Raw genomic sequence first — 21,326 nt, 5'->3', positions numbered from 1 at the left:
CCCTGTCACTGTCCACAAAGACAGGCGTCGGCGAGCACCAAGATGGCCGGGCGTGCTCCTTTCCTCATTCAGGAGGACGTGACCCGCAGCAGCGGCAAGCCCGCTCCCGTCCGGTCCTCGTGCAGAACCGCTTCCAGGTCTTCCTCCGCGATGCACCGGCGCAGGTAGCCGGCCACGCGCTCGAGCTCGCCCTCCTCCGTCGCCGGGCGCGGCCGGTTGTCCGGCCCCAGCACCCAGGGGACGAAGGCCGGCCGCAGCGCCTCGCCGTCGTGCCGGAGCACGGCGACACCGGTCAGCCGGCCGTCGGCGTGAAACGGTAGCAGCGGATAGCCTTCGCGCGCGCCGATCCGGTACTCGCCGAAGCGCCGCTTGCCGGCGCGCACCGTCGCCTCGTCGCCGCGTCCGAGGTAGGCCTCGCGGGCCAGTCGGTTCTCGAAGTCCGGAAGGTCGAACACGAAGTGCCCGAGCCCGTAGAACACCGGTTTCCCTTGGTAGAACTCGATTCCCCGGAGCAGGTGGTGATGGTGCCCGAGGACCGCGTCGGCACCGGCTTCGACCGAGACCCGCGCGACGCGCCGCTCGTGATCGGTCAGCACGTACGGCCGGCTGAAATCGCCCCAGTGCACGCTGACGAGCACCACGTCCGCCTGCGTGCGCGCTTCGGCGATGTCGGAGCGCAGGGCAGCCAGATCCGCTTCGTGTGGAACCGTCGTCACGCGCGGCAGCAGCCCGGGATTCCACTCGTTCTCCTCCCACGGCGTGTACTGGCTGTACGCGCGCAGCGGGGCGAGGCCGGGCCAGCCGGGACGCGCCTCGTAACCTGCGGGAAGACCGCGCTGTAGGCGAGCACGGCGACTGTGCCGTGCGGCGTCCGCCGGATCACCGGGCGTCGTGCCGCGGCCTGGTTCTCACCGGCGCCGGCAACCGCGGCGCCCTGTTCCTCCAGCAGCTCACGCGTGCGCAGCAGCGCGGCGAAACCGCCGTCCACTGTGGTTGTTGGCCAGCGAGAACACGTTCAGCCCGGATTTCGCCAGGTGCCCGACGAACCCGGGGTCCGCGGTCAGCGGAACACCGGCGCTGGGCGCCCGCTCCCAGGATTCGGCGTAGACGCCCTCCAGGTTCGCGAACGCGAGATCGGCGTCGTGGAACAGATCCGAGACGTGGTCGAACGCCGACCCCGGCTGGTCGCGGTCGAGGAACACGTCCCCCACCGCGGTGATGGTCAGTCCGTTGCGTGCGGCCATGACGAAGCTCCTTTCCGTCGTGAACCAGGTGGCCCGCCCGGGCGAGCAGGCCGGGAACGTCGATGCCGAACGCCTGCCCGCACCCGGCCCGCCCGACGTCGCTGACGACCAGGGCAGGACGACACCGAAGGCCTCCAGCGAGGCGAGCTCGCAGTAGCGTCTTCTGCCCCTCGGCCTGACCCGGAGCAACCCTCCCTCGTGCTGTTCACCAGGTTCGACAGCGACGCTAGAGGCCCGCCTTTTCGCCCGGAGACGAAACGAGTCTTCCCCCATACGGACATACCGCGGATTCCGTATTTGCCGAAATGCGCTGCCAGGCACGCTTCGCCTGCCGGCGAAATGTTCCGGCGTTACGGTCGAATCATGAGTACGAGCCGTGAATCGATCGCCGCCGGCGGTGACATCGACTTCAGCGTGCCCGCCGAACTGATCGGGCATCCGGCCCGGTCGGCGATGCTGGTGGCCCTGCTGGACAGGCACGCTCTGCCGATGTCGATGCTCGCGAGCGAAGCAGGCGTCTCGCCGTCCACCGCGAGCGCCCACCTCACGAAACTGGTGGACGGAGGCCTGCTGCGCGTGCGCCGGCAGGGCCGGCACCGCTACTACGAACTGTCCTCCCGCAGCGTGGCCGACGCGCTCGAGGCACTAGCCCGGGTCTCCCCGATCCGGCCCGTCCGCTCGCTGCGCGCGGACACCAGGGCGCGGGCGATGCGCCTGGCCCGCAGCTGTTACGACCACCTGGCGGGACATCTCGGGGTGGCCGTCATGCAGTCCCTGCTGGACAAGGACGCCGTGCGGGGTGGGGACGGGGTGCACCGGCCGGCCCACGCCCGCCACGACCGCCTTTCCGCGCCCGGCAAGGACGTCGACTACGAACTCACCGAGCCCGGCCACGTGCTGTTCACCGAGCTGGGCGTGCACCTGCCGGCGGCCGTCGACTCGCGGAAGCGGCGGCGCCTGGTCGCGTACTGCGTCGACTGGACCGAGCAACGGCATCACCTCGGCGGAACCGCGGGAGCCGCGCTGCTGAACCGTTTCGAGGAACTGGAATGGTTGCGTCGCAAAACCAAAGGGGCGCCACGCGCACTGACCGTCACCGACGCCGGAAAACACGGATTCGCCGAGCATTTCGGCATCGACACCGACACCCTGGCGACCGCCGCCGCACCCCCGGTCACCCCGCTGCGACCGAAAAGGTGACCGGTGCCGGGCACATTTCGACGGCACGCGTAAAAACAGCCGCCTAACGTCGGCGCAAGGGCCGAGACCGGTCCTTTCCTTCGACGAGACGAGGAATCGCGGCAATGTCTTCCCAGCATGTCGACCGGTCGACGGCGGAGAAGCCCCGACCTGCGCCGCGCACCGGCAGCAGGCTGCCCCTCCTGGCGCTGTGCCTCGGTTTCTTCATGATCATGATGGACGCGACCGTGGTGAACACGGCGTTGCCCGTCATCGGCCAGGATCTGACGGCCACCGTCAGCGGACTGCAGTGGGTGACCGCCGGCTACACGCTGGTGTTCGCCTGCCTGCTGCTGTCCGCGGGCTCGCTCGGTGACCGGCTGGGCTCGCGCCGGGTGTTCCTGGCCGGGCTGGCGGTGTTCACGATCGCTTCGCTGGTGTGCGGCCTCGCGCCGCGCCTGCCGGTCCTGATCGGGGCGCGCGTGGTCCAGGGGGCGGGTGCCGCGCTGGCGCTGCCGACGTCGCTGGCCCTCATCAACGCCTCGTACCCCGACCGGGAGCAGCGCGCCCGCGCCATCGGCGTCTGGGGTGGCCTCGGCGGTGTGGCCGCGGGACTCGGGCCGGTGCTCGGCGGTGTGCTGACCAACTGGGTCGGCTGGCCCGCGCGCTGGACACCGGTCCCGCCTCGCTCTACGCCCACGTGGTCAACAAGGCCGACCTCGACGAGCTGCTCATCGGGCGGCTGTGCGCCGAGCTCGTACTACCCGAGCCGGACCCCGCGGCCTGGCGCGAGCAGATCCGCGGCGTGTGCACCCAGCTACGCGACCAGTACCTGAAATACCCGGGGATCTCCCGCGCCGCGCTCGCCATGGTCCCCACCGACCTCGAGACCGTGCGCGTCAACGAAGGAATGCTGGCGATCCTGCTCGCCGGCGGCGTCGCCCCGCAGGCCGCCGCCTGGGCCATCGACGCCCTCTTGCTGTACGTCGCCGCCTACTGCCTCGAGACGTCGATCGCGCGTCGGCGATCAGCACAGGACGACGTTGCCTGGGTCCTCGACCGCGACGAACTGCGACGCCGGTTCACCGCACTGCCCGCCGAGACCTTCCCCCACGCCGCCGAGCTCACCGCCGGCGAGGGCCACGACCGGTTCGACTTCACCCTCGCCCTGATGATCGACGGCCTCGCACCTCGCTAGCCCGACGTCGCCGAGCACCAGCTCGGCCAGGGCGACGACGCTGCCGTCCGCCCGTGACAAAATCAGCCGGGTGCTGATCGGGATGCTTGGACCGTTCGAGGTTCGCACGGACGACGGCGTCTTCGCCGACGTGCCGGGTGCCCGGTTGCGCGCGCTGTTGGTCGCCCTCGCGCTCGAACCAGGCCACGCGGTCCCGAAGGCGAGGCTCGTCGGCTGGATCTGGGGTGAGCACCCGCCCGCCGACGCGACGAATGCCTTGCAGCGCCTGGTTTCCCGGTTGCGCAAGGCGCTGCCGGAAGGGTCGGTCGAGGGGCAGCCGGACGGCTACCGGTTGACGGTGGAACCCGGTGCCGTCGACGCCGTGCGGTTCGAACGCCTCGTCGGCCAGGCCCGCAACGACGAGGACCCGCAGCGGGCGAAGCTGCTGCGGGCGGCCCTGGGATTGTGGCGCGGTGCGGCCATGCAAGACGTCGGCCTGCAGGACAGCGACGCGTTCGACGCGGCGGTCACCCGGCTCGAAGGCCTGCGCCTCGCCGCTATGGAGGACCGGTTCGAGGCAGAGATCCGGCTCGGCCGCGGCGGCGATCTGGTCGCGGAACTGACGGACTTGGTGGCCGCGCATCCGGTGCGAGAACGGCTTGTCGCCGCGCTGATGCGCGCCCTCGCCGCGGCCGGTCGCCCAACCGATGCGCTGCTCGTGTACCAGCGCACGCGAGAAGCCCTCGCCGACGCGCTGGGCGTCGACCCCTCACCGGAGCTGTCCGCATTGCACGTCACGCTGCTGCGCGGCGAGTCGGGGCGGCGGGAGGAAAACCGGAAGACCAACCTGCGTGCCGAGCTGACCAGCTTCGTCGGCAAGGACGCTGATGTCACCGCGGTCCGCGAGCTCATCGCCGAACACCGGCTCACCACACTGATCGGGCCGGGCGGCTCGGGAAAGACCAGGCTGGCCACGGAAACCACGCGCACGCTGCTCGACGACCTGCCGGACGGGGCCTGGCTGGTGGAGCTCGCGGCCATCGGCGCCGACGGTGACAAGGGCGGCGGGAACGACGTGGCGCAGGCGGCGCTCGCCGGGCTCGGCCTCCGGGACGCGCTGCTCGGCGGGGCACCGCACGCGGAGCCGGTGGACCGGCTCATCGCCGCGATCCGCGAGCGGGAGACGCTGATGATCCTGGACAACTGCGAGCACGTGATCGAGTCGGCGGCGGCGTTCGCCCATCGAGTGCTCGGGGAGTGCCGGCGGCTGCGGATCCTGGCGACGAGCAGGGAACCGCTCGGCATCACCGGTGAGGCGCTCTGGCTGGTCGAGCCGCTGGCCTTGCCGGACGGGGATGCCGGCCCCGGCGAGATCGAGTCCTCGCCTGCCGTCCGGTTGCTGCGGGACCGGGCGGGCGCGGTGCGCAAGGATCTCGCGGCCGACGCCCACACGTTGTCGACGATGGTGCGCGTCTGCCGGGCGCTGGACGGGATGCCGCTGGGGATCGAACTGGCCGCGGCCAGGTTGCGCACGATGTCCATCGACCAGCTCGCCCACCGCCTCGACGACCGGTTCCGCCTGCTGACCGGCGGTAGCCGTACCGCCTTGCCGCGGCACCGGACGTTGCGCGCGGTGGTCGACTGGAGCTGGGAACTGCTCACCGATGCCGAACGGATGGTCCTGCGCAGGCTCTCGGTGTTCTCGGGCGGGGCGAGCCTGGAAGCGGCCGAGCGGGTCTGCGCCGGGGACACCATCGAGCAGGAGCAGGTGCTCGAGTTGCTCACCGCGCTGGCCGAGAAATCGCTGGTGGTCGCCGAAGGCGACGGCGCGCCGCGCTACCGGATGCTCGGCACCATCAAGGAGTACGCCGCCCAGCGGCTCGCGGAGGCGGCGGAATCGGACCTGGCCCGCCATGCGCACCTCGCCTACTTCACCGAACTCGCCGAGACCGCGGAGCCGCGTCTTCGCCGCGCCGAGCAGTTGGAATGGCTTGCCGCACTTGAGGTCGAGCACGACAACCTCGGTGCCGCGATGCGTGCCGCGCTCGCGGCCGGCGAGGCGCCCGAGGCGATGCGACTCGCCGCGGGCGCCGGCTGGTACTGGTGGCTCGGTGGGCACAAGTCCGAAGGCATGGAGCTGCTCACCGCGACCGCCGAAACGCCGGGCGAGGTGGCCGACGAGATCCGGGCGACGGTGTACGCCCTCATCTCGATGTTCGTGGGCTCCGGGCCTGCCGACGAACACGCGGCGGCGGAATGGATCCACAAGGCGTACCGGTTCGGCCGGCGCAGTCAGCAGCATCACCCGGCACTGCGGTTGGTCGTCCCGCTGGAACGCATGTTGCGGGCGCCGGACGCGTTCCTGCCCGCATGGGAACTGTTGCTGGACGACACGGACCCCTGGGTACGCGCACTGGCGCGGCTGCACCTCGGCAAGATGCGGATCGTGCTCGGCCACGACGGACGAGAAGCGGACGCCTATCTCGAGGCGGCGCTCGCCGAGTTCCGCGCGATCGGCGAACGGTGGGGGATCTCGTTCGCCTTGAGCGAGTTGGCGGACCGGATCGCCGTACGCGGCGAGTTCACCGCTGCGTGCGAGCACTACGAACAAGCGGTCGCTGTCGTCACCGAAGCCGGCGCCATCGAGGACGTCATCCGGATGCGGTCGCGACAGGCTCAGCTGTACTGGCTGCTCGGCGACGAGGACTCCAGCGCGGCCGCCATCGCCGAGGCAGTGCACTGCGCGGAACGGGTCACCTGGCCGGACGCGCTGGCGCTGCTGGCCCTCTCGAAGGCGGAGCTCGCTCGTTGGCGCGGCGACGCCGAGGAGGCGTACGACCAACTCGGCGTCGCGACGACCATCCTGGGCGATGAAGCGGACCAGGCGAACATCCGCGCGATAACACACGATCTGCTCGGCTACCTTGCCGACGATCTCGGCGACGCCCGTGCGCATCGGGCAGCGGCCTGCGAGGCGGCGGCCGAGGCTGGGCACGCGCCCTCGATCGCACAGGTACTCGTCGGGGTCGCGGACCTGGCACTACGCCGCGAACAGTACGAACAGGCCGCCCGGCTGCTCGCGGCAGGTGCCGCTGTGCGCGGCCTGCAGGATCGCTCCCACCCGGATGTGGGCCGGATCGAGCAGGCCGCGCGGCACCGCCTCGGCGATGCACGGTTCGCCGAGGCGACGCGGGAGGGCACGCAGACGAGCTGGCGTCAGCTGATCACGGTCACGCTCGCCTGAGGGTCAGCTCGCCGCGCGTCGAATGATGACGTCGCCGTGCCGCGATCTGGCGTGGACCGTGACCTTGTCGTCGAACGTGCCCGGGTTTTCCTGCGACAGAACGGAGTCGAGCACCGACCCTCGCTTGCTGTCCGCGTCCACCAGGGCGGCGGTGCCCTCGCTGATGCCGACCTCGATGTCTCCCGAGCGGTTCGACAGCTCCGCCTGACCGCGCGTCAGCCGGCCGATCGGAATGGCACCGTCGCCTGTCTTGACGGTGACGCTGCCGTCGGCGCGGTCGATGTCGAAACCGCCGCTGCCACTGCCGAGCTCGAGAGCGGCCGCGGCGTGGCCGATCCAGATCTGCCCGCCCGAGCTCGAGAGCCTGGCGGTGCCCTCGATCTCACCGATTCGCATCGCGACCGCGCTGCCGTCGATGTCGGCGCGCCCGGCGATGTGGCCGACCGCGACCTCACCGGCCGTGATGTTCGCCCGCAGTGCGTCGACGCGGTCCAGCCGGACCCGGCCCGATGCCAGGTGCAGCTCGCACTCGCCGAACGAGCCGTCAGCCTGCAAGCCCGAGTGCACCAGGTAGGCGACCAGGCTGGAGCCGGCGGGCAACCCGATCGTGATGGCGACCGAACCGTTCTTGTCCCCGGAGACGGTGGTTTTGACCGACAGCCGGCCGCCGGCGAAGTCGACCTTGGTCTTGTCGGCGACCTTGACGTCCGACTGGTTCGCCTTGTCGATGGGTTCGACCAGCACCACGGTGTCGGTCCGGTCGCTCGCGGTGACCCGTACCCGGGCACCGGCGACGACGACGGTGGCGACAACGGGCCCTGGCGTGGCGAATGCAGGCATGGCAACTCTCCTTGTGTCTCGTGCGTGATGCGGGTGCGGGGTTTCGGGGTCGGCCAGGGAGGTCACGCTCGCTTCTTGAACGTGGAACGCGCCCACAGGTACCCGACGAGAGCGATCCCGGCGCACCAGGCGATGGCGACGATCGCGTAGCCGGCGGACGGTGTGCCGTTGAGCAACCCACGCGTGGTCTCGATGATCGGCGTGAAGGGCTGGTACTCCGCGAACTGCCGGACGCCCGGTCCCATCTTCGCCGCCGGCACGATCGCGCTGCTGAAGAACGGCAGCATGACCAGCGGCACGGCGGCCAGACCCGCCGTTTCCGGCGATTTCGCCGCCAGTCCCAAGGCGACCGTGAGCCAGCCGGCCGCGAACCCGAGCAGTACGACGATGCCGACCACGCCGAGCCAGTCGAGGAAACTCCCCGACGGGCTGAAGCCGAGCAGGAAGGCCACCCCGACGAGAGCCGCGATGGCGATCAGGTTGGTCAGCACGCTGGCGACGACGTGACCGGTCAGCACCGCACCGCGGGACACGTCCATGACCTTGAACCGGTTGATGATGCCCTTCGTCATGTCGGAGTTCACCGACGTGGCGGTGGCCCCCAGCCCGTAACAGACGGCCAACAGCATCAGTCCCGGCGTCGCGTAGTCGATGTAGTCGACACTGACGTCGAAAGCGCCGCCGAGCATGTACACGAACATGAACATGAGCACGATCGGCATCAGGACCGCGTTGAACACCGAGGTCGGGTTCCGGGCGATGTGTTTGAAGTTGCGGCGCAACATGACCATCGAATGGGACTTGGCGCTCATTTCGCGACCACCTCCGTGGTGTGGCCCGTCAGGGCGAGGAAAACGTCATCGAGGTCGGGTGTGTGGACGGAGAACCCTTCGGCGCTGAGTGAGTGCTCGTCGAACCTGTCCAGCAGGGCCCGCAGCGATTTCGTCCCACCGTCGCCGGGAACCCGCAGGGCCAGTGCTTCGTCGTCCCGCGTGGAACCGGCGAAGATCCGCGCTGCCGCGTCGAGTTCGGCGACGGTGCTGAACCGGAGCCGGACGTGGGTCCCCGGGATCTGGCGTTTGAGCTCGTCGGGGGTGCCCTGCGCGACCAGGCGGCCCTGCTCGAGTACCGCGATCCGGTCGGCGAGCTGATCGGCCTCGTCGAGGTACTGGGTGGTGAGGAAAACGGTCACCCCGCCGGCCACCAACTCGCGGATGATCGACCACATCGTGCGACGGCTGCGCGGATCCAGTCCCGTCGTCGGCTCGTCCAGGAAAATGATCCGTGGTTCGCCGACGAGCGTCATCGCCAGATCCAGCTTCCGGCGCATTCCCCCGGAATAGGTCGAGGCGGGCTGCCGCGCCGACTCCACCAGATCGAAGCGCTCCAGCAGCTCGGTGACGATCCGCTTGCCGCCGGCGGAGGCCGTCCGGTTCAGGTCCACCATCAGCTGCAGGTTCTCCTGCCCCGTCAGCAGCTCGTCGACCGCCGCGAACTGACCGGTGACCCCGATCGCCGCGCGCACGGACTCGGCCTCGGTCGCGACATCGTGCCCGGCGACGCGCGCCGTCCCACCGTCGGCCTTCATCAACGTGGTAAGCACGTGCACCGTCGTCGTCTTGCCCGCCCCGTTCGGGCCGAGCAGGGAGAAAACCGAGCCCGCAGGGACATCCAGATCGATGCCGTCGAGCACGATCCTGTCCCCAAATGCCTTTCGCAGTCCGGAAACCGCAATCGCTGAACTTCTCATGTGACCACCATCGGCGCCCGGCCTGACACGCCCCCGCCACGCCTCTGACACGGCCTCGGCGGATTCGGCCCCGGTGTCAGGGCCGTGGCGGTCGCGTGTCAGGTCCGTCGGCGATCGTGGTCGCAACACCGCCACGAAAGGAAAATCGATGACCCGAACGGTTCCCGTCCCGCACGGCCTGCCCATGGAGCGCGATGCGGGCCCCTTCGACCCGCCCCGGGAAATCAGCCGGCTGCGCGAGGCGCGCCCCGTCAGTCCCCTGGTCTTCCCCGACGGTCACGAGGGCTGGCTCGTCACCGGCTACGACGCGGTCCGCCGGCTGATGGCCGACACCCGGTTCAGCTCCCGCCAGGACATCGGCGTTCTCCACGTGCCCTACGAGACCCCCGGTATGCCCGCCGCCACCGAACCGTCGCCGCAGGTGCCAGGCCTGTTCATCGCCATGGACCCACCGGAGCACACCCGGCTGCGGAAGAGGCTCACCGGCGCCTTCACCGTCAGACGCATGAAGCAGCTCGAAGACCACATCACCGACATCGTCGAGCGGCAACTGGACGAGCTGGCGCGCCTGACCCCACCGGTGGACCTGGTCAAGGAGTTCGCGCTGCCGGTGCCCTCGCTGGTGATCTGCGAACTGCTGGGTGTCCCCTACGCGGACCGGGAGAACTTCCAGGTCAACTCCGCCAAGTTCCTGGTCAAGGACCAGTCGCTCGAGGAGAAGGTGGCCGCGTACAGCGCACTGACCACGTACCTCTCCGAGCTGGTCACGCACAAACGCGCCGCCCCGGACGAGGACATCCTGTCCGACCTGGCCCGTCACGACGACCTCACCATCGAGGAGCTGACCGGCAGCGCCTTCCTGCTGCTGCTCGCGGGCCACGAGACCACCGCCAACATGCTGGCACTGGGCACCTTCGCGCTCCTGGAGCACCCCGAGCAGCTGGCCGAACTGCGCGCCGACCCGGACCTGCTGCCCGATGCCGTCGAGGAGCTCATGCGCTACCTGTCGGTCGTCGACATCCTGTACCGCTACGCCACGGAGGACATCGAGCTCGGCGGTGAAACGATCGGCAAGGGATCGACCGTCGTCGTCTCGATGCTGGCCGCCAACCACGACCCCCAGCGCTTCGACGACCCCGACACCCTGGACATCCACCGCAAGGCCCGCGGCCACCTGTCCTTCGGCCACGGCATCCACCAGTGCCTCGGCCAGCAACTGGCCCGGATCGAGATGCGCGCCGGTTTCGAGGGACTGCTGCGCCGCTTCCCGGTTCTCGAGCTCGCCATCCCCGCCGGGGAGGTGAAACTCCGGACCGACATGAACATCTACGGCGTACACGAACTGCCGGTCACCTCGTCTGCTGAGGGTCAACGGCGGCGGCCCCGGTAGTGGTGCATCACCAGGGCGGCGCCCAGGGACAGCGTGATCACCCCGAACACGACGCTGACCACGACCAGGTTCGACACGGACGCAACCACGTTGCAGGTGGCGCTGACCACCAGCAGCAGCCACAGCACCGGGCGCGCGAAGCCACGGGACGCGGGTACCGCCTGCCGGGAAGCCGGGGCGGCGTGCGAGCCGGTGTCGGTGGTGCGGACGCTCATGATGTTCTCCACAAGGTTGTGCCAGCCGGGCCGGCCAACGGGCTGATTGCCATGCCCAACACTAGAAAGTCGTTGCGGCCCGGGCGATCCAGCGGAATGGACAGTCGAGGTACAGCAGGCTGTACCAATCCGATATGCGGCTGGTCCCCGATCGCCCCGGTGGTCTACGGTCTGTGGCCCAGGAGGTGTGGATGTCCACCCAAGCTCCCCCGCGCGCCACCCGGCCCTGGAGCCCGGCCGTTCGCGGCCGCGCCGCGCTGGACGCGCTCGACCACATCGTCGGCGGGCTGGGCACGGCGGTGCTGGCGGCGATCGCGTTGCTGTGGCTGCTGTTCGCCGGGGTGCTGTGCCTGGTCGGGGTCGGGCTGTTCCTGCTGCCGTCCGCACTGCGGCTGGTGCGCATGGTCGCCGACCGGGAACGCGCTCGGTTGTCCCGCTGGGGGCCGGAGATCCTGGGTGCGGAACCGGTGCCCGCCCAGCTGGGCGACGCGTTGCGGCAGCCCACGGTGCTGCGGGAACTGGGCTGGACCGGCTGGCACGCCACGCTCGGGATGTTGTTCAGCCTGGTCGCGCTCACCCTGCCCATCGACGGACTGCACGACCTGTTGTTCCCGGTGTGGTGGAAGCTGGCGCCGCCCAGCGCGGACGTCCCGTCCCAGAACTACTTCACGGTGCACGACTGGCCGGGCGCGTTTCTCGTCTGCCTGATCGGCTTCGCGGCGTTGGTCATCACCGTCCTGGTGCTGCCGGTCATCGCCTGGGCACAGGCGTGGTCGGGGCGCCGGCTGCTGGTGCCCGACGACGGCACCGACCTGGCGCTGCGGGTCGCCGAACTGAAGGCGACGCGAGCGGCCGCGCTGGACGCGCACGCCGCCGAACTGCGGCGCATCGAGCGGTCGCTGCACGACGGGACCCAGAACCGGCTGGTCGCGGTCACCGTGTTGATCGGCGCGGCGAACCGCGCGCTGGCCCGCGACCCGAACGACGCGCGGGAAATCCTGGACCGCGCGCAGGATGCCGCCGAGCAGGCACTGGCCGAACTGCGCGGCGTGGTGCGCAGTATCCTGCCGCCCGTGCTGACCGCGCGCAGCCTTCCCGACGCGCTCACCGGCCTCGCCGCCGACTGCGTCGTGCCCTGCGAGGTCGACGCCGAGGTGCCCGACCGGTGCGCGGCCTCGGTGGAGGCGACCTTGTACTTCGTGGTCGCGGAGGCACTGACCAACATCGCCAGGCACAGCGGCGCCGGCCACGCCACCGTCCGGCTGCGCCGCCGGGACGAACGGCTGTGTGTGGACATCACCGACGACGGGCACGGCGGCGCGGACGGGCACGGCGGGTCCGGGCTGACCGGCATCCGGCGTCGTGTCGAAGCGCATGACGGGACGTTCGCGCTGAGCAGTCCCGTCGGCGGACCAACTGTGCTGACTGCGAGCGTGCCATGCGGATTGTGATAGCCGAAGACGACCTGCTGCTGCGCGAAGGCCTCGCGCTGCTGTTGCGCGCCGAGTCTCTTGATGTCGTGGCCACAGTGGCCAACGCTGAGGACTTCCTTGTCGCGGTGGACGAGTACACGCCCGATCTGGCGATTGTGGACGTTCGGATGCCGCCGACACATACCGACGAAGGGATCGTCGCCGCGGTGGAAGCCCGGCGCCGACAGCCAGGGCTCGCCGTGGTGGTGCTGTCCGCCTACGTCGAGCAGGCGTTCGCCACCGAGCTGTTCACCGACGGCGGCTCGCGGCTGGGCTACCTTCTCAAGGAGCGGGTGGGGCGGGTCGAGGAGTTCCTGGACGCACTGCACCGGGTGGCCGGCGGCGGCACCGCCATCGACCCCGAGGTCGTGGCTCAGCTGATGGTGCGGACGCGGCCGGACAACCGGCTGGCGCGGCTGAGCGCGCGGGAACGCGATGTGCTGGCGTTGATGGCCGAGGGCCTTGGCAACAGCGCGATCGCCGAGCGGCTGGTGGTGACCGAGGGCGCGGTGCACAAGCACATCCGCAGTATTTTCGCCAAACTCGACCTGGCCCCGACCGACCGCGCCGACCGGCGCGTCACCGCGGTGCTGCACTATCTCAAGGACGAGAGCCGGCGCAGCGCCTGATGCGCTGCGCCGGCTCGCCCGGTTTCGGTCCTGGTGTCAGTCCGGCTGGGATGAGACCTCGACGTGTCGCCGGTAGCCCAGCCGGCCCCGGGTGGCGACCAGCAGGATCAGCGCCACGGCGGTCGCGCCGATCAGGAACGCGTGGATGGTGTCCGTCTGGTCCAGCGTGGGGAACATCTGGCTGAAGGCGACGGAGAAGAAGGTGTTGACGCTGGTGTGCAGCAGCATGGCCAGCGGCAGGCTTTCGCCGGTACGGTTGAACACCCAGGTCATCACGATGCTGAAGGCGATGCAGGTGCCGATGAACTCGAGCGGCATCTCCGGCGTGACGTGCGGCCCGCCCCACTGGGTCAGGAACAGCGGCAGGTGCCAGGCGCCCCACAGCGGTCCGAGGATCAGGGTGCCGCGCAGCGGACCGAACCGGCTTTGCAGGCGAGGCAGGGCGAAGTCACGCCAGCCGGGCTCCTCGGCGATGCCGGTGGTGAGCAGCTGGAGGATCAGGCCGGGCAGGTAGGCGACCATGACCGCGCCCGAGGGCGTGATGGGGTTCTGGCCGGCCACCGCGACGGTGGTCAGGGTGAGCACGGCGGGCACGCTGATCAGCACCCCGAGATACCAGCGCCAGCTGACCTTCCATTTGGCCAGCCGGCCGGTCCACTGGCGCAGCCCGGTGCGGCCGTCCGCGGCGGCGGTGACCACGAATGCCGACAAGATCGGGCCGAGGTAGGCGCCGGGCAGCACGCCGAGCAACTGGGTGGTGCCCAAGATGACCGGGAAGCCGAAGTGCAGGACGCCAAGGCCGTCCTCGGACAAGACGTAAGGTAGCCAGGCGACCCAGCTGAGCAGGAAGGACAGCGAGAAGAACCAGGTGAGCGGGCGGCGGCCGACACTGCCCCGTAATCCGGTGCGCCGTACCAGCCGACCGGCGGCGATCGCTTGGCTGTTGATGGTCATCGCGGTGCTTTTTCCCTTCGGGAGAAGGCGGTTGGCTTGATGTGAAGAGTTCACCAGCCGCCCGCTCGAAGGTCATTCCCGTGACCACCCGGAGCGGGGTACAGGAGGCTGTACCTTCCGCGTTCGGCCTTCTGTTCCGCAAAGAAATACGGCTCGAAAGCGAGGGTTGGGCTTCACCACGAATTAACTAAAGTGCTATTTGTGCGGTTTACTGTCGGGTGGGGACGCTGCACTGTTGGGAGCCAGACCTCCCAGGAAGTCACCACTCTCCAGTTGCAGCGCCTGAGCGATCTGCAGCAACGGCTGCAGGCCCGGCGACGTGACATCGCGAGCTTCCAGCGAAGCGATGTAGCGGACGGACAGGCCTGACCGGAAGGCCAGTTGTTCGACGGTCAGCCCCAGCTCGGCCCGCCGTGCACGAATACGGCGAGCCAGCACACTGGCCGCCGATTCGTGCTGGGGCGCAATCCTCGCAGGCATCGGCAACACGATGGTGCCTTCATGATCAAAAAGCCATGCTGGAGCGAGCATGCATGCTACGACATGCAGTTGAATGCATGAGCTGACCTGCAGGTTCTTCGGTAGGTTCAGGAGTGGTGTCAGCAAAGTCGCAGCTAGGAGACGTTGACGTGACGGTCGGCGGCTCCGGAGAGAGCGTGATCACAATGGTGCCCGACCTTCCGGCGAGTCCGTTGTCGATCGAGTTGAACCTGTCGCACCGCCGGTTCTGGTGGCAGATCGACGACGAGGACGAACAACCCGAACAGTGGCACGCCTCCGCCGACATCTCCCCGCTCGACGTGTGCCCCGAGGAGCTGCGGCACGTCGGGGACATCTCCCTGGTCATCGCCGACCTGACCAAGGAACGCAACCTGCTCGACTCGGTCGTGCTCGGCGAATGGGCACTGGAGTTCATCGCCGAGACCGTCATCGACCCCGACGAGGGCAAGCTGCACCCCGAGCTGGACAAGCAGATCTCCCCCGGGCCACCGCGGATGGTCATCCTGCGCCGGGTCGAGCTGGTCGAGGGCTGGCGCGGGCACGGCCTGGGCGCCGCACTGGTCGCGAGCGCGCTGCGCATCCTCGCCCCCGATGCGCGGATTGGCGCGTGCCGCGTCTCGCCGTTGGACTTCCCCTCCCCAGGCGGCCGGGTGGCGGCGGAGTTGGCGAGCGTGCGCGCCGGGGCGATGCTCGAGGGCATCGGGTTCCGCCGCTGGAACGGCGTGCACATCATCGACCTGCGCGACCCGGCACTCCTGGACGCACGGATGGAGATCCTCGACCAGTGGTGGCCCGAGTCCGACAGCAGCGAACGATGACTCGTCTCGCCAAGGCTGCTCCGGCCCGTGTGCGGCGGTTCGGCCTCACCGATGCCGGACCCCCCGGAGCAAGGGGACACGGCGTTTCGGTGGCGGAATCTCCACCGGATCGGCCAGGGGCAGCCCAAGTCCGGCAGCAACGAGCGACAATGAACGAACTCGTCCCGGCTCCCGGTCGATCACCGGCGCCAATGCAGCTCGATTTCGACCTCGACGACGGGGCCGCCTATGTCGTGGGCATCGCCATCCGCCTGTGCGGAATCACCTTTCCCATCGCCGATGTCGAGGTTCGGCGGCGCACAGACGTTCCTGCCGCTCTCTGCACCGGCTGTCTTCTCCCTCTGACCCAGCTGCCACGCCTGGTGCTGGTATGAGCGCGCGCATCAGTGGAGGCAGAGGCAAACGCAGCCCGGGCGCCCGGGTCACTGAGGAGCGGATCGTCACGGTCGCGCTCGCGCTCACCCAGCGGCACGGCCTGATGGGCTGGACCATGGACAGGCTCGCCGGCGAACTGGGTGTCGCCCGCTTCACCATCAACAACAGGCTCGGCGACATCGGCACTGTTCGCCACGCCGTCGTCGCTCGCGTCACCACGCTCATCCCCCGTATCCCTGTCGACGAGGACACGGCCTGGGACATCAGGCTGCGCAGATGGGCCGGCGCGCTGTTCGGTGTCCTATGGACCAGCCCGGGCTGCGCCGGCCCGCTGGCGGCTTGGTGTACCTCCGACACCGGGCCTGCGGCACCACTCACCCGCCAGATCACCGACCTGCTCCGCACCGCAGGCTTGACCGATGCCGAGCAACTGGCGCGGGGATTCTTCGCCACCACCTGCGGGCTCGTGGCCGCAGAGGACGAGCGATGGGACCGGGGTGAGTCCCGCTCCGCCGTGGGCAACGAAGGGTTCGTCCTGTATGGACACGTTGTCGACCTGCTCCTCGACGGCCTTCAGGTGCGCGCCCAGCAGGGACCGGACCCAGCTGACCGGCCATGGCGAGTGGTGCGCTCCGCCGATCCCCCCGACGAATACGCCTGAGCGCCAGCGAAGTCATGGATCGTTCGACCGAACGCATGCAAAAGCCCCTCCCCCAGACGGCCGACCACCCCCGCGGATGCGCCGGAATTGCTCACACCACTGCCGAGCGCAGGAACTTCTCGTCGTCCGTTGTGGACGGACGGTCCGCGTGGTGCAACGTGGAATTGGGAATTTGACCAGCGACGTCGAGCGGTGCTCCTCGCCGTGCCGCCGAGCCACTCCGCGCCGGCGGCGATTGCGGCCCCGCGACCATGGCAGCGCCGTCCGATCGCGATGTTCCTGCCGCGGCAGGAGGTCGACCGATCCGGGCTCGAACATGCCGCGCATCCTGGTCACTGCCGTATCCTTGGATCCTGCGCAGGGTCGGCATGCATGGGCGGGCAGCCGTCCTCGATGGCTTCGGGGCGCAGTTCGTAGTGCCAGGGTTCGTTGCGGTAGATCTGACACAGCCCGTACCCGGCGCCGTGCTCGGACAGCCACGCCTTGGCATCGGGGGGCCAAATGTCCACCGCCGCCCCCAACACATGAGCAGACCTGTCGGGGGTCGACACCCATCGGGCAGCTTCCTCTTCCGAGCCGTACTTCGAGACCGCCTCGCGGAGTAGTTGTTCCTGGTACTCCCGGCAACGCCAGCCACCGTTGACGAAGATCTCGACCCCGTCGTCCGCGGCATCGGTCGCAGCTCGGCGCAGGGCACCGAGCAGATCGGGATCGAGGTTGCCCACGGCCGGAATCTCGTCGTCGAAGACCGTCACGGGGTCGGGGACAGCGCCGTGTGCCTTGCCGAGGGCGCGCCGGACGGCCGAGGAGGACGAGGACGCCAGCAACCGGGTGCGACCCGCCGTTCGTGCTGGTTCGCTGTAGGACATGCCTCCCAGCCAAGGCAGCGTGGTGTTGCCAGCACGTACCTGATTTTCGATATGCCGACGATATGCGCCGGCTTGTAGCATCGGGGAGCATGCGTGTGTTGATCGTCGAGGACGAACCCTACATGGCAGAGGCCATCCGCGATGGCCTGCGCCTGGAAGCGATCGCGGCAGACATCGCCGGTGACGGCGACACCGCGCTGGAACTGCTGAGCGTCAACGGCTACGACATCGCCGTCCTCGACCGAGACATTCCCGGACCTACCGGTGACGAGGTCGCCAAAAGCATCGTCGCCTCCGGCAGCGGCATGCCGATCCTCATGCTCACCGCTGCCGACCGGCTCGACGACAAGGCCACCGGGTTCGAACTCGGTACCGACGACTACCTCACGAAGCCCTTCGAGCTTCGGGCTCGCTCTCCTGGTGGATCCTGAAGAAGCCATGAGAGAGCGCGACTCGGTCCAGCTCGCCCGTGACCAGATCCAGGTCGTTCCCCAAGATCGCACATCCGACCTCGCTGCCGACAACAGCCTCTTCGATCAACACCTTCGAGTCGTACTGTCGTGCGGTCTCCACCGCACCCGGCAGTTCTTCTTTGGGAGATACCTTGCTGACGCCGAAGGACGAACCCGAACGGGCCGGCTTGACAAAGACGGGGTAGGCGAGTTGGCCGGGATCAATATTCTCGTTCGCCGTGACGGTCCAGAACTTCGGCGTTGCGACTCCAGCGCTTCTGGCGACGACGTAAGTGAGGGACTTGTCCATGCACAGGGTAGAACTTTGCACATCGCAGCCGACGTACGGGATGCCGGAGAGCTCCAACAAGCCCTGCATCGCACCGTCCTCGCCCAGCTTGCCGTGCAGAACAGGCAACACGACGTCCAGACTGATCGTTTCGTATTGTCCCTGTTCCAGAACAAGCAGCCCGCGGACGCTGCTGTCCGGCGACAGCACGGCCGGACGGCAGTCGCCGTTTTCCCACTCTGCTCCAGGGCAGTCACAAAGCTTCCAGGAACCGCTCTTCGTAATCCCGATCCAGAACGGCTCATACTTTTCGGCGTCGAGGTTTCCTGCCACCTCTTGCGCAGACTTGACGGAGACGGGATGCTCTTCGGTAGTTCCCCCGAATATGATTCCGATCTTCAACCTATCCATGCTGCTTCCCACTTTCAAAGCTCAAGCAGTTGATCATACTGTTTTCGACGATGTCACTCAGGGCGTGGTCCGTGTAATAGGCGGTATGCGGACTGACAATCACGTTCGGCATTCTTTGCAGCCGCAACAGCGGCCCGCTTTCGAGGGGCTTGTTGCGGCAGTCGGTGTAGAAGATCCCTTCCTCTCCTTCGAGGACGTCCAACGCCGCGCCGCCCAACCTGCCACTTTCCAGCGCCGGCAGGAGGGCGCCGGTATCAAGAAGTGAACCGCGCCCGGTATTGATGACGAACGCACCGTGCTTCATCTGCGCGATACGTCGACGGTTGAGCAGGTGGTGCGTGTCCGCGTTCAGTGGGACGTGGAGCGTGACAATGTCGCTCAGCTGCAGCACTTCATCGAGAGGAAGGTAGTTGGCAGAGTTCCTGGGACGACTGTCATAGGCCAGTACGTGGCAGCCAAAGCCGCGCAACCTGTCCATGACCGCCACACCGATACGTCCTGTTCCAATTACCCCGATGGTCAGATCGCGCAGTTCTTTCCCGCGTACATCGTTCAACCTGTAATCATGAACATCCGCACGTCTGATAATGGATTTTGCGTCTCGTACCACCATCAGCATCAGCATCAGTGAGGTGATCTCAGCGACTTTCACGTGATCTTGCCGTGCTCGTACTGGGTGAGCACGAGCGAGGCTTTGACGATGTCACCGATCTTGCGTGGGCTCGCGGTGATGGGGCTCAGCGTTCGCCAGCGTCCGGTGAGCAGAGCGAAGCCGCGTTCGCCCAAACATCGCAGGCCCCGGAGCAGCGCGTTGTAGGTACGGTTGTCGATGTCAAGGACGTGACCCTCGGCGGGTTGCCGGATCGGGGTGAACACTCCGATGCCGGCGCCGGTGTAGCCGCCATCGGCCAGCGTCGGCAGATCCAGTTGCGATGCCGCCCAGTACAAGGCGCCCAGCACGTGCTGCCGGGCCGCGGTCAGATCGTGGACCGAGCCGGGCTCGACGTCACTGACCCACAACGGAAACCCGGTCGGCGCCGAGAGCGCTTGAACGTTGCCACCGTGCTGGTGAGCTTTTCCCGAGTACCACGCGTCGATCTGCTTCCCTTTCACGCTGGTGGCCTGCTCGCCAGAACGGTCGGCGGAGAAGACCGTGCCGTCCAAGATCAGGTGGGTCACGCCGTCGTCTTTGGCTTTCCGCAATGCGTCGTGCAGATCCGGCGCCTGATCGGCGAGGACGGTAATGACCTCGTCCAGGTACCGGTAGCCGGTGGCGCGCGAGATCCCGTGATCACGGGCCAGTGCGGTGACATCGACGTGGTGACGGAACCAGCGCAGGCCCAGCACCGCCTGGGCGAAGCAGCTCAACGCGCGGGTCGTCTTGCGGGTGCCACGTCGGCGGCGCTCGGCATGCAGCAGTCTGCCCAGGTACTGAGCCAGTTCACCGGGCACGTCGAGGATGGCATGATAGGTGATCACGGGGAGCTTCCTGGTCCGGACTTGATCTTCGCAAATCCAGTCTTACCAGGGGCTCCCCGCCCGTCTTCCCAGGGCTCAGCTCAGCGTCCCGCAACCCGCCCGCATAGCCTTGCCTACGCTTTTTCGGCGTCCAACACCACAACTTGATGAGATCACCTCACTGTGTAGTCAGCCACGCTGTCGGGCGAATAAGCGACGTTCTCGACGAAGATGCCAACACTCTCCGCGTATTCCACATCGAGATGGTTGTACCCGATGATTCTTGTGGCGATATACCTTACGCCGGCCCGACTGAGCGCGAGAAGAGTGGCGTTGGTGATATGAGTTTTATGACCAACGCTGATGCATTGGTTTCCGAATGCCAGTTCAATGTTGGCCTCCGATACCGCAGCGTCCGTGATGGTTGGCGTAACGCCACAGCGAGGCGCCAACTCTCGGAACAAGACGGCCTCGTCCCGGCCGCATTCGTAAATCGTGATGCCCATTGTCGGGACGGCCGAGGAGGACGCGGGCGCCGGCGATCGGCTGCGGCGGGCCGCTGTTCGTGCTGGTTCGCGGTAGGTCATGTCCCCCAGTCAAGGGAGCGTGGTGTTACCAGCACGTATCTGATTTTCGATATGCCGACGATATCCCACCGGCCGTAGCATGGTCGAGAACGAACCCTGTACTCATGGAGCCCCGCGCCGGCCGCTCGTCGAACGACCCGCCACCGATGAGTTCTGCGCACTTGTCGGGTCTATCCGGACAACAGACCCTGAGGGAGTGAGCATGAGCAAGGTGATCGCAGACATCTCGATGTCCCTGGACGGATACGTCACCGCATCCGGCGTGGACTCCGAGCACGGCCTCGGCGTCGGCGGCGAGGGGATCCACGCGTGGGTGCTCGAGGAGCCCCGCTCCCCCGTCGACGAAGCGGTGCTGGCGCGCAGCTTCGAGCAGACCGGCGCGGTAGTGATGGGGCGACGGCTGTACGACATCGTGGACGGACCGCACGGCTGGAGCGACGACGTCGGATACGGGTACGACCAGGACCAGTCGGTCGCGCCGCCGTGCTACGTCGTCACCCACGAGCCACCCACCCACGTGCGGCTCGCCTCCAGGTTCCGGTTCGTGACCGAAGGAGTAGCAGCCGCCATCGACCAAGCCCGCGCAACCGCGGACGACAAGGACGTCGCTGTGATGGGCGGCGCGAATGTCGTCGACCAGAGCCTGACGGCACGGCTGGTCGACGAGCTGCGCATCCACCTGTCACCACTGGTACTCGGCGACGGCACGCGCCTGTTCGACCTCGTCGGCCCGACGACGCTGGTCCAGCAGGAGGTCACCGAATCACCGCGGGCGACGCACCTCACCTACCAGGTCGTCAGATCCTGACCA

Annotated in this window: 21 protein-coding genes and 5 pseudogenes; 13 read left to right on the top strand and 13 right to left on the bottom strand. The window is 68.2% G+C overall.

All coding sequences use genetic code 11. The annotated features are described in order from the left end of the window. Window positions 1-68: 68 nt before the first annotated feature. Window positions 69-716, bottom strand: a complete 648-nt coding sequence (locus tag LWP59_RS40290) for a CapA family protein (protein WP_325062719.1) — start codon at window positions 714-716, stop codon at window positions 69-71. Beyond that, window positions 713-1,244, bottom strand: a pseudogene (locus tag LWP59_RS40890) (CapA family protein). The gene LWP59_RS40290 and the pseudogene LWP59_RS40890 overlap by 4 nt, the downstream one beginning before the upstream one ends. On the opposite strand from LWP59_RS40890, the gene LWP59_RS06080 reads away from it, so the two are divergent. The 5 genes from LWP59_RS06080 to LWP59_RS06060 all read left to right on the top strand — a co-directional run bounded on the left by LWP59_RS06080 (window position 1,243) and on the right by LWP59_RS06060 (window position 6,844). Continuing rightward, complete coding sequence (locus LWP59_RS06080; protein WP_186383144.1) at window positions 1,243-1,401, top strand: hypothetical protein; 159 nt, start codon at window positions 1,243-1,245, stop codon at window positions 1,399-1,401. The pseudogene LWP59_RS40890 and the gene LWP59_RS06080 sit on opposite strands and share 2 nt — an antisense overlap. Window positions 1,402-1,607: 206 nt before the next feature. Then, entirely contained in the window at window positions 1,608-2,444 is an 837-nt protein-coding gene (locus LWP59_RS06075) for an ArsR/SmtB family transcription factor (RefSeq protein ID WP_144636060.1), read from the top strand. A gap of 104 nt (window positions 2,445-2,548) precedes the next feature. Further along, window positions 2,549-3,259, top strand: coding sequence for an MFS transporter (locus LWP59_RS40595; protein ID WP_144636063.1), 711 nt, complete (start codon window positions 2,549-2,551; stop codon window positions 3,257-3,259). Continuing rightward, window positions 3,229-3,621, top strand: a complete 393-nt coding sequence (locus LWP59_RS06065) for a TetR/AcrR family transcriptional regulator C-terminal domain-containing protein (RefSeq protein WP_186383158.1) — start codon at window positions 3,229-3,231, stop codon at window positions 3,619-3,621. The genes LWP59_RS40595 and LWP59_RS06065 overlap by 31 nt, the downstream gene beginning before the upstream one ends. Before the next feature lie 70 nt (window positions 3,622-3,691). Then, window positions 3,692-6,844: a BTAD domain-containing putative transcriptional regulator gene (locus tag LWP59_RS06060; protein ID WP_144636068.1), complete on the top strand. Its 3,153-nt coding sequence runs from the start codon at window positions 3,692-3,694 to the stop codon at window positions 6,842-6,844. A gap of 3 nt (window positions 6,845-6,847) precedes the next feature. On the opposite strand, the gene LWP59_RS06055 is transcribed toward LWP59_RS06060, so the two are convergent. From LWP59_RS06055 to LWP59_RS06045, 3 genes are all read right to left on the bottom strand, one after another. Next, complete coding sequence (locus tag LWP59_RS06055; RefSeq protein WP_144636071.1) at window positions 6,848-7,684, bottom strand: DUF4097 family beta strand repeat-containing protein; 837 nt, start codon at window positions 7,682-7,684, stop codon at window positions 6,848-6,850. A 62-nt stretch (window positions 7,685-7,746) separates the two neighbouring features. Further along, window positions 7,747-8,496: an ABC transporter permease gene (locus LWP59_RS06050; protein ID WP_144636074.1), complete on the bottom strand. Its 750-nt coding sequence runs from the start codon at window positions 8,494-8,496 to the stop codon at window positions 7,747-7,749. Then, the gene (locus LWP59_RS06045) at window positions 8,493-9,434 is read right to left on the bottom strand and encodes an ATP-binding cassette domain-containing protein (protein WP_144636077.1); all 942 of its coding nucleotides are present in this window, start codon (window positions 9,432-9,434) and stop codon (window positions 8,493-8,495) included. Before LWP59_RS06045 ends, LWP59_RS06050 begins: the two co-directional genes overlap by 4 nt. 148 nt (window positions 9,435-9,582) lie before the next feature. On the opposite strand from LWP59_RS06045, the gene LWP59_RS06040 reads away from it, so the two are divergent. Continuing rightward, entirely contained in the window at window positions 9,583-10,824 is a 1,242-nt protein-coding gene (locus LWP59_RS06040; protein WP_144636080.1) for a cytochrome P450, read from the top strand. On the opposite strand, the gene LWP59_RS06035 is transcribed toward LWP59_RS06040, so the two are convergent. Then, window positions 10,803-11,039 carry a hypothetical protein gene (locus LWP59_RS06035; protein WP_144636082.1) on the bottom strand — a complete coding sequence of 79 codons (237 nt, stop codon included), beginning with the start codon at window positions 11,037-11,039 and terminating at the stop codon, window positions 10,803-10,805. The genes LWP59_RS06040 and LWP59_RS06035 overlap by 22 nt on opposite strands. A 191-nt stretch (window positions 11,040-11,230) precedes the next feature. Here LWP59_RS06035 and LWP59_RS06030 point away from each other — a divergent pair, with 191 nt between their 5' ends. After that, window positions 11,231-12,490, top strand: a complete 1,260-nt coding sequence (locus tag LWP59_RS06030; RefSeq protein ID WP_144636085.1) for a sensor histidine kinase — start codon at window positions 11,231-11,233, stop codon at window positions 12,488-12,490. Beyond that, the gene (locus tag LWP59_RS06025; protein WP_144636088.1) at window positions 12,478-13,140 is read left to right on the top strand and encodes a response regulator; all 663 of its coding nucleotides are present in this window, start codon (window positions 12,478-12,480) and stop codon (window positions 13,138-13,140) included. The genes LWP59_RS06030 and LWP59_RS06025 overlap by 13 nt, the downstream gene beginning before the upstream one ends. Window positions 13,141-13,176: 36 nt before the next feature. Here the strand turns inward: LWP59_RS06025 and LWP59_RS06020 are convergent, their stop codons facing one another. Beyond that, complete coding sequence (locus tag LWP59_RS06020; RefSeq protein ID WP_144636091.1) at window positions 13,177-14,094, bottom strand: CPBP family intramembrane glutamic endopeptidase; 918 nt, start codon at window positions 14,092-14,094, stop codon at window positions 13,177-13,179. Window positions 14,095-14,289: 195 nt separating this feature from the next. Next, window positions 14,290-14,625, bottom strand: a complete 336-nt coding sequence (locus LWP59_RS06015; RefSeq protein WP_144636094.1) for a helix-turn-helix domain-containing protein — start codon at window positions 14,623-14,625, stop codon at window positions 14,290-14,292. Window positions 14,626-14,750: 125 nt separating this feature from the next. Between LWP59_RS06015 and LWP59_RS06010 the strand changes: the two genes are divergently transcribed. The 3 genes from LWP59_RS06010 to LWP59_RS06000 all read left to right on the top strand — a co-directional run bounded on the left by LWP59_RS06010 (window position 14,751) and on the right by LWP59_RS06000 (window position 16,449). Next, the gene (locus tag LWP59_RS06010) at window positions 14,751-15,413 is read left to right on the top strand and encodes a hypothetical protein (RefSeq protein WP_144636097.1); all 663 of its coding nucleotides are present in this window, start codon (window positions 14,751-14,753) and stop codon (window positions 15,411-15,413) included. Window positions 15,414-15,562: 149 nt separating this feature from the next. Next, complete coding sequence (locus LWP59_RS06005; RefSeq protein WP_144636100.1) at window positions 15,563-15,787, top strand: hypothetical protein; 225 nt, start codon at window positions 15,563-15,565, stop codon at window positions 15,785-15,787. Further along, entirely contained in the window at window positions 15,784-16,449 is a 666-nt protein-coding gene (locus LWP59_RS06000; protein WP_144636103.1) for a TetR/AcrR family transcriptional regulator, read from the top strand. Before LWP59_RS06005 ends, LWP59_RS06000 begins: the two co-directional genes overlap by 4 nt. Window positions 16,450-16,781: 332 nt before the next feature. Here the strand turns inward: LWP59_RS06000 and LWP59_RS05995 are convergent, their stop codons facing one another. After that, a complete protein-coding gene (locus LWP59_RS05995; protein ID WP_229858672.1) occupies window positions 16,782-17,204 on the bottom strand; it encodes a M15 family metallopeptidase in 423 nt (140 codons plus the stop codon). 203 nt (window positions 17,205-17,407) lie between these two features. Between LWP59_RS05995 and LWP59_RS05990 the strand changes: the two are divergent. Further along, window positions 17,408-17,725 (top strand): annotated as a pseudogene (locus LWP59_RS05990) (response regulator); the annotation flags it as partial. Here LWP59_RS05990 and LWP59_RS05985 read toward each other — a convergent pair. The 4 genes and pseudogenes from LWP59_RS05985 to LWP59_RS05970 all read right to left on the bottom strand — a co-directional run. Then, window positions 17,721-18,470, bottom strand: a pseudogene (locus LWP59_RS05985) (D-alanine--(R)-lactate ligase); the annotation flags it as partial. The pseudogenes LWP59_RS05990 and LWP59_RS05985 sit on opposite strands and share 5 nt — an antisense overlap. Continuing rightward, window positions 18,463-19,116, bottom strand: a pseudogene (locus tag LWP59_RS05980) (NAD(P)-dependent oxidoreductase); the annotation flags it as partial. The pseudogenes LWP59_RS05980 and LWP59_RS05985, both read right to left, overlap by 8 nt. A gap of 2 nt (window positions 19,117-19,118) precedes the next feature. Beyond that, window positions 19,119-19,949, bottom strand: coding sequence for a transposase family protein (locus tag LWP59_RS05975; protein ID WP_144636109.1), 831 nt, complete (start codon window positions 19,947-19,949; stop codon window positions 19,119-19,121). Between the two features lie 158 nt (window positions 19,950-20,107). Next, window positions 20,108-20,434, bottom strand: a pseudogene (locus LWP59_RS05970) (lactate dehydrogenase); the annotation flags it as partial. Between the two features lie 283 nt (window positions 20,435-20,717). Here LWP59_RS05970 and LWP59_RS05965 point away from each other — a divergent pair. Further along, entirely contained in the window at window positions 20,718-21,323 is a 606-nt protein-coding gene (locus tag LWP59_RS05965; protein WP_144636114.1) for a dihydrofolate reductase family protein, read from the top strand. Window positions 21,324-21,326: the final 3 nt, after the last annotated feature.

The sequence above is a fragment of the Amycolatopsis acidiphila genome (assembly GCF_021391495.1).
Taxonomy (GTDB): Bacteria; Actinomycetota; Actinomycetes; order Mycobacteriales; family Pseudonocardiaceae; genus Amycolatopsis_E; species Amycolatopsis_E acidiphila.
Note: the sequence above shows the minus strand (reverse complement) of the source record. Positions and strands in the feature narration are given on the sequence as shown.